This window comes from Pseudomonas libanensis (assembly GCF_001439685.1).
GTDB lineage: Bacteria > Pseudomonadota > Gammaproteobacteria > Pseudomonadales > Pseudomonadaceae > Aquipseudomonas > Aquipseudomonas libanensis.
Genome location: NZ_JYLH01000010.1, coordinates 91,416 through 104,640, shown reverse-complemented (window position 1 = coordinate 104,640; position 13,225 = coordinate 91,416). Strand labels below are relative to the sequence as shown.

Annotated in this window: 13 protein-coding genes and 1 tRNA gene; 10 read left to right on the top strand and 4 right to left on the bottom strand. The window is 57.5% G+C overall.

Annotated elements, in window-relative coordinates:
- Window positions 1–3: 3 nt before the first annotated feature.
- Window positions 4–1,053: a tRNA preQ1(34) S-adenosylmethionine ribosyltransferase-isomerase QueA gene (gene queA / locus TU73_RS16755; protein ID WP_057013163.1), complete on the bottom strand. Its 1,050-nt coding sequence runs from the start codon at window positions 1,051–1,053 to the stop codon at window positions 4–6.
- Between the two features lie 108 nt (window positions 1,054–1,161).
- Between queA and TU73_RS16750 the strand changes: the two genes are divergently transcribed.
- Window positions 1,162–1,246: transfer RNA gene (locus TU73_RS16750), tRNA-Leu, on the top strand.
- Window positions 1,247–1,412: 166 nt separating this feature from the next.
- Here the strand turns inward: TU73_RS16750 and TU73_RS28410 are convergent.
- Window positions 1,413–1,505 carry a hypothetical protein gene (locus TU73_RS28410; protein ID WP_231984837.1) on the bottom strand — a complete coding sequence of 31 codons (93 nt, stop codon included), beginning with the start codon at window positions 1,503–1,505 and terminating at the stop codon, window positions 1,413–1,415.
- A gap of 513 nt (window positions 1,506–2,018) precedes the next feature.
- Here TU73_RS28410 and TU73_RS16745 point away from each other — a divergent pair.
- The 3 genes from TU73_RS16745 to TU73_RS16735 all read left to right on the top strand — a co-directional run bounded on the left by TU73_RS16745 (window position 2,019) and on the right by TU73_RS16735 (window position 4,379).
- Window positions 2,019–3,146 carry an AAA family ATPase gene (locus TU73_RS16745; RefSeq protein WP_057013162.1) on the top strand — a complete coding sequence of 376 codons (1,128 nt, stop codon included), beginning with the start codon at window positions 2,019–2,021 and terminating at the stop codon, window positions 3,144–3,146.
- A complete protein-coding gene (locus TU73_RS16740; RefSeq protein WP_057013161.1) occupies window positions 3,143–3,808 on the top strand; it encodes a DUF4276 family protein in 666 nt (221 codons plus the stop codon). Before TU73_RS16745 ends, TU73_RS16740 begins: the two co-directional genes overlap by 4 nt.
- A gap of 241 nt (window positions 3,809–4,049) precedes the next feature.
- Window positions 4,050–4,379: a hypothetical protein gene (locus TU73_RS16735; protein WP_057013160.1), complete on the top strand. Its 330-nt coding sequence runs from the start codon at window positions 4,050–4,052 to the stop codon at window positions 4,377–4,379.
- An 18-nt stretch (window positions 4,380–4,397) separates the two neighbouring features.
- On the opposite strand, the gene TU73_RS16730 is transcribed toward TU73_RS16735, so the two are convergent.
- Entirely contained in the window at window positions 4,398–5,033 is a 636-nt protein-coding gene (locus TU73_RS16730) for a LysE family translocator (protein ID WP_057013159.1), read from the bottom strand.
- 157 nt (window positions 5,034–5,190) lie between these two features.
- Here TU73_RS16730 and TU73_RS16725 point away from each other — a divergent pair, with 157 nt between their 5' ends.
- Window positions 5,191–5,562, top strand: coding sequence for a PH domain-containing protein (locus TU73_RS16725; RefSeq protein WP_057013158.1), 372 nt, complete (start codon window positions 5,191–5,193; stop codon window positions 5,560–5,562).
- 116 nt (window positions 5,563–5,678) lie between these two features.
- Here TU73_RS16725 and TU73_RS16720 read toward each other — a convergent pair whose 3' ends face one another.
- Window positions 5,679–6,053 (bottom strand): c-type cytochrome, encoded by a 375-nt coding sequence (locus tag TU73_RS16720; RefSeq protein WP_057013157.1) that lies wholly within the window; start codon window positions 6,051–6,053, stop codon window positions 5,679–5,681.
- 203 nt (window positions 6,054–6,256) lie between these two features.
- Here TU73_RS16720 and TU73_RS16715 point away from each other — a divergent pair, with 203 nt between their 5' ends.
- The 5 genes from TU73_RS16715 (at window position 6,257) to TU73_RS16690 (ending at window position 13,179) form a co-directional block, all read left to right on the top strand.
- On the top strand, window positions 6,257–6,637 hold the full coding sequence (locus TU73_RS16715; RefSeq protein WP_057013156.1) for a response regulator: 381 nt from the start codon (window positions 6,257–6,259) through the stop codon (window positions 6,635–6,637).
- A 195-nt stretch (window positions 6,638–6,832) separates the two neighbouring features.
- Complete coding sequence (locus TU73_RS16710; RefSeq protein ID WP_057013155.1) at window positions 6,833–7,447, top strand: biliverdin-producing heme oxygenase; 615 nt, start codon at window positions 6,833–6,835, stop codon at window positions 7,445–7,447.
- A complete protein-coding gene (locus tag TU73_RS16705; RefSeq protein WP_057013154.1) occupies window positions 7,444–9,672 on the top strand; it encodes an ATP-binding protein in 2,229 nt (742 codons plus the stop codon). The genes TU73_RS16710 and TU73_RS16705 overlap by 4 nt, the downstream gene beginning before the upstream one ends.
- A gap of 455 nt (window positions 9,673–10,127) precedes the next feature.
- The gene (locus TU73_RS16695; protein WP_057013152.1) at window positions 10,128–12,029 is read left to right on the top strand and encodes an alkaline phosphatase D family protein; all 1,902 of its coding nucleotides are present in this window, start codon (window positions 10,128–10,130) and stop codon (window positions 12,027–12,029) included.
- A gap of 136 nt (window positions 12,030–12,165) precedes the next feature.
- A complete protein-coding gene (locus TU73_RS16690) occupies window positions 12,166–13,179 on the top strand; it encodes a sensor domain-containing diguanylate cyclase (protein ID WP_057013151.1) in 1,014 nt (337 codons plus the stop codon).
- Window positions 13,180–13,225 lie beyond the last annotated feature (46 nt).

Here is a 13,225-nt window from a genome sequence, read left to right as displayed (position 1 = left end):
GACTCATAAGTTGTCCTCAGGGCCGCGCGGCGCCGGGTTACGGGTGATAAACATCGCATCACCGTAGCTGAAAAAACGGTACTCGTTAGCGATGGCGGCCTGGTAGGCGGCCATGGTTTCCGGGTAACCGGCAAATGCCGACACCAGCATCAACAGCGTGGATTCCGGCAAATGGAAGTTGGTGACCAGGCAATCGACCACATGGAATGGCCGGCCAGGGTAAATAAAGATATCGGTGTCGCCACTGAACGGCTTGAGCACGCCATCACGCGCCGCACTCTCAAGCGACCGTACGCTGGTGGTGCCCACCGCCACCACTCGCCCACCGCGCGCCTTGCACGCATTAACCGCGTCCACGACGTCCTGGCTGACTTCCAGCCATTCGCTGTGCATATGGTGGTCTTCGATGTTCTCCACACGCACCGGCTGAAACGTACCGGCCCCCACGTGCAGGGTCACATACGCGCTTTCGACGCCCTTGGCGGCAATTGCATCCAGCAGCGGCTGGTCGAAATGCAGGCCGGCCGTCGGTGCTGCAACCGCACCGAGACGCTGGGAGTACACCGTCTGATAGCGCTCGCGGTCCGAGTCTTCGTCGGGGCGGTCTATATAAGGAGGCAACGGCATATGGCCGACACGCTCCAACAGCGGCAATACTTCTTCGGCGAACCTGAGTTCGAACAACGCATCATGGCGCGCCACCATCTCGGCTTCGCCACCGCCATCGATCAAGATCAAAGAGCCAGGTTTCGGCGACTTGCTGGAGCGCACATGGGCCAGCACGCGATGGCTGTCCAGCACCCGCTCCACCAGGATTTCCAGCTTGCCGCCGGAAGCTTTCTGGCCAAACAGCCGCGCCGGAATCACCCGGGTATTGTTGAAAACCATCAAATCGCCTGGGCGCAAATGCTCAAGCAAATCAGTGAATTGACGGTGTGCGAGGACACCGCTGACCCCGTCCAGGGTCAGCAGTCGACTGGCGCGACGCTCGGCCAAAGGATGGCGAGCGATCAGCGAATCAGGGAGCTCAAAAGTAAAGTCAGCAACGCGCATGATGGGGTTCGTCTAGCAGGGCCGGGAAGTCTAGCGGAAATAGTCAAAATTGACCATGAAACGTGATTGACCAACGGTAATCTCATCTCTATACTTCGCCGCCATTGAGCCCTGATGGCGGAATTGGTAGACGCGGCGGATTCAAAATCCGTTTTCGAAAGAAGTGGGAGTTCGATTCTCCCTCGGGGCACCATCTTAAAAAAAGACCTTGAAATTCAAGGTCTTTTTTTTCGCCTGTAGAAAAGTGGATGGCCAGCTGATTCATCGCACACCGGCCACTAGCAGCCTGAAACACAATCCAAATGTGGGAGCTGGCTTGCCTGCGAAGACGCCAGCCCAAACACCCTCAAACCACCTGCCTACACACCCACCGAATCCCCCTCCTCTGTTACCCCATTCGGCAACATCCCATTGGCCAAATCGTCCACCACCGCCTTCGCCATCTCGCCCAGATAATGTGCTGCCCAGGCAGACGCCGAGGGTTTTGTTTAGGGGTGGGTTGATCATTGGGCACCTCCCAGGTGGGTGGAGGCGTGGGTTATGGGATTGCGAGAGTACGACTGATCAGAAACGCTCATTAATAAGCTCCTAAATAAGTGAGCCTATTGTTTTCGGATTATCAGGTCCGGTCGCTGGATTGGAAGCGACGGTGGAAGGTAGCGCAGGAGGGGTTGGGGGCTGGAAGGCCGGATCTGTGGCGAAAGGTTTCCGGCAGGTTTTCTCCCAATTCATCCCCCCACACTGCGACCTACGTGATAGCCACTTGATCCATAGCGATATGGGGGGTCGCTATAACTGCAATACTCGCGAACCAACGCGCCGGTATTAGGCAGTAAAGATTAGCGTTAGGATGACCCCATCAAGCGGCAAGCCAGCATGCGAAATCAATGGCAGAATCCACCACAGCTATCAACGACAGCAGCGTTGCTCTCATCGAGCAGCGCCGCTAAAGGAATCAAGCAGCAATGAGCACCAAGAACCCGATCAGCCGGCTCACCATCAAAGGCTTCAAGTCCATCAAAAGCCTTGAAGACTTGCATCTGGGCAGCCTGAACGTGCTGCTGGGTGCCAACGGTGCGGGCAAGAGCAGCTTCGTTTCCTACTTTCGCATGCTCAGCGAAATGATGGAGCTGCGCCTTAAAAAGTGGACGACCCAACAAGGCTCGGCGGACCGCATTGTCAGCTTCGGGGTCAAGGAAACTCGGAAGATCAGTTCCTATGTCCATTTTGGCTTGAACGGCTATGAGTTCGAATTGGAACCGACCGTGGATGGTGACTTTGTTTTTTCCAATGAACGGCTCTTTTTTGACGGCCCGATGTATGGGTCCGAGTGGATTCCACTGGGCTCTGGGCATCAGGAGACCAAGCTCAAAAAAGCTTACGAAACCAAACAGTTCCAAGCCCCCTACAAAAACAACGTTGTGGCGTACTGCTACGAGTCGATTTCCAGCTGGAAGGTTTTCCACTTCCATGACACCAGCGAAACCGCTAGCGTCAAACGCTGGGGACCGGCCCATATCGACGACTATCTGCGTCCAGACGCGTCGAACCTGGCGGCCTATCTGCATCGTTTATCCACCCAGACGCCCGAAGTGTATGACCAGATCCGCAAAACGATCCAACTGGCGATTCCGTTCTTCGACGACTTTGTGCTCAAGCCTGTGCGACTGGACTCCCAGGAAGAATTGATCAACCTGCAATGGCGTCAGAAGGACAGCGACTATACCTTCTGGCCGAGCCAGCTCTCGGACGGTTCGATCCGGTTCATATGTCTGGTAACCGCCCTGCTCCAGCCCGATCCGCCATCGACCATCATCATTGATGAGCCGGAACTCGGCCTGCATCCCTACGCCATCACCCTACTGGGTTCACTGCTGCGCTCAGCCTCCACCCGAATGCAGGTGATTGTCTCAACGCAGTCGGTCCCTCTGGTGAATGAATTCTCAATAGATGACCTGATCATCGTCGAGCGGGAAAAAGGCGCAACCGTCTTCAAGCGCCTCGACGAAAAGGCCTTCGAAACATGGCTGGACGATTATTCGGTAGGTGAGCTGTGGGAGAAAAACATCCTGGGCGGGAGGCCGCGTAAATGATTCGAGTCCACGTCATCTGCGAGGGCCAGACAGAAGAAATGTTCATCAATGAGGTGTTAGCGGATGCCTTCCAGCACAAGGGTATTTATCTGTTGCCCGCGCTGATCGGTAAACCCGGCCACAAAGGCGGCAACTTTCGCTTCGAGCGCCTGCTGACAGACGTAGAGAAGCGCCTCCTCGGCGACCGCCAAGCTTACTGCACCACATTCTTCGACTTTTATGGCCTGCCCGAGGAGTTTCCTGGCAAAACAAATGCCGCTGGCAAAAACACCATGGATGAAAAAGCTGATTGCCTGCTTGATGCCATGGTGGAGAGGCTCACAAACAAACTCGGTGATGAAGCCATGCGCCGATTCATTCCCTATGTGCAAATGTACGAATTCGAAGGCTTGCTGTTCAGTTGCCCAAAACGGCTTGCGACCGGGATCAACCAGCCAGCTCTCGAAGAACGGTTTGTGCACATACGAAATGAATTTGAAAGCCCGGAAACCATCAACAACAGTCCAATGACTGCGCCAAGCAAAAGGCTGCAGAAGCTCTACGCAGGCTATGACAAACCACTGCATGGTTCTCTCGCCGCGATTGAGATCGGCCTGCCGATCATCCGCGAGCAATGCAGTCGGTTCGATGCCTGGATCAGGCAGATGGAAGCATTGGAATAGAACACGAGCCTCGAACATGTTGAAACCCGACTGCCCTTGCCGAGCGGTCGGTCAGCTTATTTCAACAGGGCGATCAGCGCGCAGCCCCGCGTGATCGGTAGAGCATGACCAAATAATTTCATTCCTTGGGCAGATGACATTACGGGTGCGCGAGCCAACCGGCTCACGCTATTGGGTCTTTTTTTTCCCGTGCAGAACAGTGATCATCGCCCTCCCCCAAAAAGCCCCAGGAACCGAAACCATGGAATTGTCGCTGGAAGCCGTTGCGCTCTTCGCACTGAAACTTGTGCACGAGACGGACGACGGCAGCCCGGTTTTGCGCGATGACCTGGTGATGGATGGCTATGAGCGGGAGGTGTTTGGATTGTTGGTACGCCAGGAGGATTTGGCCGTTATTCAAGCCAAGATAGCGGAATGTGTTGATCAAGCACTTGAGGCATTGGGCGGGGCCGACACGGTGATGGGCCGCGAGCTGCAGCGCTTGGCACAGGACGTGCAAAACGCCGATCAGTTGGATGAATTGCGCATGCCGCTGAACCATCTCAGGGATTACCTTAAAGACATCCTGTAAATTGGAATCGCCCACGACCTAACGCCGCCCTTCAACCGCCATCCGCACCGCCAACCCCATCAACACCGACCCCATCACCCAGCGCTGCACCACCTGCCAGCCTGGCCGGGTGACGAAGAACACCGCGATGGAACCTGCCATGCAGGCAATCACCGCGTTGACGCTCACGCTGATAAAAATCTGCAGGGAGCCCAACACCAGAGATTGCATCAGCACACTGCCATGACCGCTCGGATCGATGAACTGCGGCAGCAGCGACAAATACATCACCGCCACTTTGGGATTGAGCAGGTTGGTGACCAGGCCCATGGTGAACAACTTGCGCGGGCTGTCCTTGGGCAAATCCCGCACTTGGAATGGCGAACGCCCACCTGGCCTGATCGCCTGCCAAGCCAGGTAGACCAGGTACAACGCGCCGCCGAGCCGCAGCGCGTCGTAGGCAAAGGGCACTGCCATCACCAATGCGGTGATACCCAGTGCCGCGCAAACCATATACACCACAAACCCGAGCGCCACCCCGCCCAGGGAAATCAACCCGGCGGTGCGGCCCTGGCAGATCGAGCGTGATATCAGGTAGATCATGTTCGGCCCGGGCGTCAGCACCATGCCGAGTGAAATCAGGCCATAGGCAAGCAAGCTGGACATATCGGGCATTGTTTCGCTCCTGGATTTTTATTCCGCCAGCGTGAAATCCTTCGCCAACGCTGTAGTGTTACGCGCCATGCTAGGGCCTTGAAGGGTCGGGCGTTAGATACAGATCCGCGAGCAAAACGTCATACACAGGCGGCCCCACGGGACCCAGGACAGGCACATGATCGACTTCAACAACAAAGGCTTTTTCAAACTAAAACAAAACAATGAATACGCCGAACGCGTATCGGCCCTGCTGCTCGACGGCGAGGAAGTGGTCGACGCCTACAAAGCCATGCGTGACGGCGTGGTGTTCACCACCAAGCGCATCATTGCGGTGAACGTGCAGGGGATTACCGGCAGCAAGAAGGACTTCACGTCATTGCCGTATAAAAATATCGTGGCGTATTCGGTGGAGACGTCCGGGACGTTTGATCTGGACTCGGAATTGGAGGTTTACTTTTCGTCACTGGGGAAGGTGAGGTTTGAGTTCACCGGCAAGACCTCGATTGTGGAAATCTCGCGGTTAATTTCCAAGCATCTGCTGGGCTGATCAACACAAGGAGGCTTGCCCGCGACAGCGGTGAATCAGTCACCAGATCGGATACTGATACTCTGCCTATATCGGGGGCAAGCCCCCTCCCACATTTTGATCGCGCTTTAGGCCGCTCATTTGGGTTGGAACGTCTCCAGGTACGCCAAGATGTTTTCAATCTTCTCCTGATCGCTGATCCCCCAAAAAATCATGCGCGTCCCGCTCACCACCTTCTTCGGCGCTTCGATATAGGCGGCAAGTTTGTCCCGCGTCCATACCACCCCGGAATTCTTCATCGCATCGGAATACTGATAGTCCGTGGTAGTTCCGGCAGGCCGGCCAATGACCCCATTAAGCTGCGGCCCGAAACCACCGCGGGCGCCTTCGCCGACGCTATGGCAGCCACCGCAGGTCTTGGTGAAGAGTTTACCGCCCGCCTCCGCGTCGCCGGCGGCGAAGGCAGGGCTGGTGGCAAGGGTCAGGACGAGGGTGAACAGGGCGTACTTCATTGAGGGCTCCACTTCGGCTATTACCGGCGATTATGCCTGTTTAATCGGGCATCCCCCCAACCGTTCAATCAGGCGCGTCCGATAACCCCACTCCAGTAGCAATCACGTCAAATAACCACCCATCGTTTAAAAAACATCCAATCGAACCTATATGCGCGCCCTCCACTCCACCCTACTGAACCCCTGATGGAGGAGTAAGGATCATGGCTCAGCCATCGATTTTGGTATTGGAAGACGACGAGATCATTCGTTCGTTGATGGTGGATGTGCTGGAGGAATTCGGGGCGCATGTGACGTCGTTCCCTTCGGCGGATGACGGCATGATTTTCCTGGAGCGCGATGATGAGCAGGTGGATCTGATTGTCAGCGATATCCAGATGCCCGGGCTGTTGAACGGCTATGACTTGAGCAGGGTTGTGGCGCATCGTTGGCCATCTATCCAGGTGCTGTTGACGTCCGGCAATACGTCGCTGGCGTCTGAATTGGGTGGCAGGGTCAGGTTTTTACCCAAGCCATGGAGCACCGAGCGTCTGCTGGAGTGTGTGGAGTCGGCGCTGACCCAGCAGGGTGCGTGCATGCATTGATAGCGGTGCGACATCGTTCAAACCGAACTTCCGGTCAGGCGAAGGGGTCATTAACCATGCATGGAGCGTCTTCTCGGATCTGACGGTCAGCCTTTTCGCATCGTGCGCTCAGCTGACGGCCATGAGTTGTGTAGAATCGTTGCCGACTTTTACGCGTCATGGATGGCTGAAAAGCCCACAGTTCGAGCTCATTGAATGCATTCACAGGTCCATGACATTGGTGCGCCCTCATTGCTGGAAGCCTTGCGCACAGGCACGGGCTTGCTGCACGTAGCACTGGAAAAGCGCCTGCCGTTTTTCTCTGCGAACCTGGATGCCGATTGGTACCGACGTTTGCTTGAAGCGTATTACGGGTTTTACAGACCAATAGAATCGGCGCTGTACGACAGTGGCTTGATCCCTGATGGCTTCGACTGCGTATTGCGTGCGAAAACCCCGACACTGGTCTGTGATCTGCACGCCCTTGGCCTGGATGACCAGGAGATCAACGCCCTGCCCCGCTGCACCCACCTCCCCGACTTCGACACCGCGGCGGCCTGCCTGGGCGCCCTCTATGTGCTGGAAGGCGCGACCCTCGGCGGCCAGGTGCTGCGCCGGGAGATGGCCCTGCGCCTGGACGTGGGTGCCGACAACGGCGGCGCGTTTCTCAATGTATACGGCGTCGAGACCGGTCGACGCTGGAAAGACTTTCTCGATTACCTGGGCCGTTTGCCGTTGGATGCACTCGCCAAACAGCACGCGGTGAACGCGGCCCGTTCGACATTCAGCGGCTTTGAGCAATGGCTCGACAGCCAGAAGGTACTGCTATGAAACCCGAAGATTTTGAAGAGCTGCTTGCCAACTGTGCTGACGAGCCCATCCGCTTTCCGGGGGCGATTCAGCCCCACGGCGTGCTGCTGACCTTGTCGGAGCCCGGCCTGGAAATCATTCAGGTGAGTGCCAACGTCGGCACCTTATTCGGCCACGCGCCTGAAACCCTGTTGAATCAGCCGTTGCACACCCTGATTGGCGGCGAGCATGCCCGCGCAGTGCAAACCATGGCTGTCAACAATACGTTTTTCGATGCTCCGCCCCTGCACGTCACCTTCAACGGTGCGCCATTCGAGGGCCTGCTGCATCGCCATCAGGATGTGTTGGTACTGGAGTTCGAACCACGGCTTGAGAATTTCAAGCCACAGGCGCGCAATGGCCGCACCAGTGACCTGGGCAAGATGCTGCAACGCCTGCAATCGGCCAAGACCCTGCAGGCGCTGTATGCCATCAGCGTGAATGAAATCCAGGCCATGACCGGCTACGACCGGGTGCTGATCTATCGCTTCGAAGAAGAAGGCCATGGCCAGGTGATTGCCGAAGCGTCGGCACCGTCCATGGAGTTGTTCAATGGGCTGTTCTTCCCCGCGTCCGACATCCCCGAACAAGCCCGCGAGTTGTATCGCACCAACTGGCTACGCATCATCCCGAATGCGTCCTACGAACCGGTGCCGCTGCTGCCCAAGTTGCGCCCGGACACTGGCCAGCCCCTGGACCTGAGCTTTGCCACCCTGCGCAGTGTCTCGCCGATTCACTGCCAGTACATGCAGAACATGGGTGTGCTGTCGTCCATGAGCATCTCGCTGATGAAGGGCGACAAACTCTGGGGGCTGATCAGCTGCGGCAACCGCGAACCGCTGCTGGTGCCCAACGACCTGCGTATGACCTGCCAGACCATAGGCCAAATACTGTCGTTGCAGATCAGTGCCATGGAAGCCTTGGAGCTGAGTCGTCAGCGCGAAGAGAAAATCGAAACCCTGGCGCTGCTCGATCAGGCCATGAAATCCCACGAAGGCAATGTGTTCGACAGCCTGGCCCACCACGGCAAAAAACTGATGGACCTGACCCTGTCCGGCGGTGTGGCGATCATCGAAGACAAACAACTGCACCGTTACGGCAACTGCCCGGAGCCGGCGCAGATCCGCGCGTTGCACAAATGGTTGCAAAAGAGCGACGAGCCGGTGTTTTCCAGCCATCACCTGGCCTCGGCGTACCCGCCTGCCGCCGAGTACCAAACCGTCGCCAGCGGTGTACTCGCCATGAGCCTGCCCAAGCCAGTGGATAACGGTGTGCTGTGGTTCCGCCCCGAGATGAAAGAGAACATCAACTGGAGTGGCGATCCGAAAAAGCCGTTGAACCTGGAAACTTCCGACGCCGGCCTGCGCCTTCGCCCACGCACGTCGTTTGAAATCTGGATGGTGGAAATGGCCGGCATCTCCACCAAGTGGAGCCATGGCGATCTATTTGCCGCCAACGACCTGCGCCGCTCGGCCTTGGAAAACGACCTGGCTCGCCAAGTGCTGCGCGAACGGCAAGCGGTGCGCGCCCGTGATGAATTGGTCGCGGTGGTGTCCCACGACCTGCGTAACCCGATGACCGTCATCTCGATGCTCTGCGGCATGATGCAAAAAGCTTTCAGTTCCGAGGGCCCACACACCTCACGGCGGATTTCCTCGGCCATCGACACCATGCAGCAGGCCGCCGGGCGTATGAATGTGCTGCTGGAGGATTTGCTCGATACCTCGAAAATCGAGGCCGGGCGCTATATGGTCAGGCCGGTTGCGTTGGACGTCAGTCAGATCTTTGAAGAGGCGTACTCACTACTGGCGCCGCTGGCCACGGAAAAAAGCATCGACCTGTCGTTCAATGCCGAGCCAGGCCTGCAAATCAATGCCGACCCGGAGCGCTTGTTCCAGGTGCTGTCGAACCTGATCGGCAACGCGATCAAGTTCACGCCGCGCCTGGGCAACATTGGTATCAGCGCCATGAGCAACGGCGAAGAGATCGTGTTCTCGGTGCGCGACTCCGGTGAAGGCATTGCGCCTGAACAACTGCCTCATGTGTTTGAACGCTACTGGACCCAGACAGAGAACAACCCTACCGGTAGCGGGTTGGGACTGTATATCACCCAAGGCATCGTCCAGGCCCACGGCGGGCGGATTGAAGCCCAGAGTGAGTTGGGCCGTGGCAGTGAGTTCAGGTTTACGGTGCCTAAGCCCGCCTGAAACGCGCCGTAATACCTGAACACCTAATGCCAGGAACGACGAACCCGCCCCATGCCACTGAATAAGTGCGCACTCAAAGGGAGTATTGATGCGAGAACGATCCTCCAATTGAGCAAAGGGTTTATCATGATTATCGGTCAGCCGTTCCACACCTATAACATCAACCAATCCACGGAGGTCCAGCAGGACCATCCAGCGTCCCTAAAACCTGCGGATAGCCCGTCGAAAACTGAAAGCAATCAATCAGAGCACGTGACGACGGGGAAATCGTCTCACTCATCCATGGACTCTCTCGGACAGGGCCGGCTGCTTTGATCCTACCCACCGCGCCAGGCCTGTAGCACGCCTGATCGCTACCAAGGAGTGCAGCGCCGGTGCTGCACTCTGTTGACAAAACACCGACATCCCCTGCGCTACCCTTTTACGTCCTAGACCTTGTGTGAGCCACCACCTCAATGCTTCAACCCGACACTTTGCCCGCAGTCATTGCAGGTCCGCTGCTAAGGCGCCTGGAACCGCAGCGCCTGGTTATTTGGTTGGTGGGCAGTCGTGTCCTGCCGTTGTCCTTGGAACTGTGGTTACCCCACGGCGAGAGGTTGGATATCCCTTTAGATACGACGTGCTGCCAAGTCGTGCCCGTTGGGCGTCATGCCTTTATCCACCTGATTGACGTAACACTGAGTCACGCCCTGCCCCAGGATGTGGTCATCGGCTACGACCTGTTAATCGACGGCGTAGGCATCGCCGACTGGGCATCACATTTACTGTACGCCGATGCGACGACGCCGAACTTCGTGCTGCACAGTCGCATCCACCAGTTGGTACATGGCTCCTGCCGTAAGCCCCACCACCGTGCCGACGAAGGCTTGTTGTGCGTCGATCGCCTACTGGCGGATGCCCGCACACCGACCGAACGCCCGGCCCTGCTGATGATGAGTGGCGACCAGGTCTACGCCGACGATGTCGCAGGCCCCATGCTACGGGCAATTCATGCGCTGATCGTGCGCCTGGGACTGTTCGACGAATACCTGGAAGGTGCCGTGGTGACCGACAGCGCCACCCTTTACGACCATCGCGCCAGTTACTACCACCGGGCGGATTTGCTCCCTGCGCTGGACAGTAACGAGACCTTGCGCGAACGCTTTTTCGGCGGCGTAAAGAAACCGATCTTCACCAGCAGCACCGCGGACAACCACCTGGTGACCTTTGCCGAAGTGATCGCCATGTATCTGCTGGCCTGGTCACCCACGCCGTGGACGCTGGTCACGCCGCAACCGCCGCAACTGAGCCCCGAAGAACAACAGCGTTATGCCCGCGAACAGGTGCAGATCGACCTGTTCCGCAGCGGTCTACCTGGAGTCGCCCGAGTGTTCGCCCACCTGTCGACGCTGATGATCTTCGACGATCACGACATTACCGACGACTGGAACCTCAGCGCCCAATGGGAAGAAACCGCCTACGGCCATCCCTTCTCCAAACGCATCATCGGCAATGCGTTGCTGGCGTACCTGTTATGCCAAGGCTGGGGCAACCAACCCGAAGTGTTTGGCGAACTGCTGAGCCAAACCCAGGCCATGGCCGGGCAGGCACGCGACAATCATCTCGACGCCATCGCGCAAGATGACCTGCTGGAAGCGCTGTTGAAATTCCAGCACTGGCACTACGTATTGCCTACCACACCCGCCCTGGTGGTTTTGGACACCCGCACCCGACGCTGGCGCAGCGAGTTCACCCTCAAGCAACCCTCCGGCCTGCTGGACTGGGAAGCCTTGAGCGAACTGCAACAGGAGCTGCTTGACCACCCGTCGGCCATTATTGTCTCGCCCGCGCCGATTTTTGGCGTAAAGCTGATAGAGACTGTACAAAAAATCTTCAGTTGGTGCGGCTTTCCCTTGCTGGTAGACGCTGAAAACTGGATGGCCCATCGCGGTGCCGCCCAGGTGATATTGAATATCTTCCGCCACTCGCGCACCCCGGGTAACTACGTGATCCTCTCCGGCGACGTGCATTACTCATTCGTCTACCAGGTGCTGATCCGCCATCGCAACGGTGGCCCGAGGATCTGGCAAATCACCAGCAGCGGCATCAAAAACGAGTTCCCGCCACGCTTGCTGGAATGGTTCGACCGCCTCAATCGCTGGCTCTACTCCCCGCGTTCACCGCTCAACTGGTTTACCCGTCGTCGCACCATGCAGGTGGTACCGCACATTCCGGAGCATGCCGAGGCGGGGGAGCGTTTGTGGAATTCGGCGGGCATTGGCCAGGTATTTTTCAATGAGCACGGCCAGCCAGAGGCAATTTATCAGCACAACGCCAATGGGAAGCCTCGGACAAAAATGGCGGCCCCCGAACAATAGCCTATTGCCACTATCCAAAAGCAGCACACCCGCCCTATTCAAAGCGCGCAGGCTGCGATGTACAGTAGCGCCAGCCACGGGGTATCGGCGACAACAATGACTGGCCTTAAGCCAGCCCTCGCAGGGAAGCGCGCTGATGGACGATACATCCGGCAACGAACCACTACGCAATGAAATAACCGACCTCAACGCCGACCTCTTGCACGCCATCATGGAACTGGTCAGTGACGGAGTCTGGGACTGGAACGCCAATACCGGCTTCGTCTACCGCAACCCCGGCTGGTACGAAATGCTTGGCTACTCCCGCCACTCTCTGGAAAACAGCGTGTTCACCTGGGAGAACGTGATCCACCCCGAGGATTACCCCCAGGTGATGGCGATGTTTGACGACTACATCAGCCAGCGCTCGCCCCATTACCGGGCTGAATACCGCTGCCGAAAAGAAGATGGCACCTATCTCTGGATCGAGGACTGCGGCTACATCATTGCACGTAACCCCGACCACTCCGTGGCCCGCATGGTGGGCGCACACCGCGATATTCATACGCGCAAATGCTCCATCGAACAGTTGCAAAGGCGCAACAAATCCCTTGAGGCACTGGTGGCCGAACGTACCCTGGAGCTGTCGCGGGTCAATCAACAACTGCAATTGCAGCTGAACGAAAACCGCTCCCTGGCCGAACGGGACGCGCTGACACGCATTGCCAACCGTTATCGCCTGGAAAAAGTCCTGCTGGAAGAGTGTGATCGCGCTGAACGCTTCCGCCTGCCCCTGGCGCTGGTGGCGATGGATATCGATGATTTCAAGCCGATCAATGACCGCCACGGCCACGGCGTCGGCGACCAGACGCTGATACGCGTGGTCGAAAGCCTGGAAACCTGCATACGCACCAGCGACTTGCTGGCCCGATGGGGTGGCGATGAATTTATGGTCGTACTGCCCAAAAGCACCCTGGAGATGGCGAAGGAACTGGCCGAAAGGATTCGCCATACAGTCAAGCAAACGCCCACCGTAGGCGGCTTCAACGTCACCCTGAGCATGGGTGTGGTAGAGCGGCGCATGGGTGAGTCACCGGCCGCCCTGATGGCGCGGGCCGATCAAGCGCTGTATCGGTCAAAGGCGGCGGGCAAGGATGGGGTTTCGGAGTAATGCAGGCAACCGCTCCTTCCGATTTGGAATGACCCGGCGACTTTAT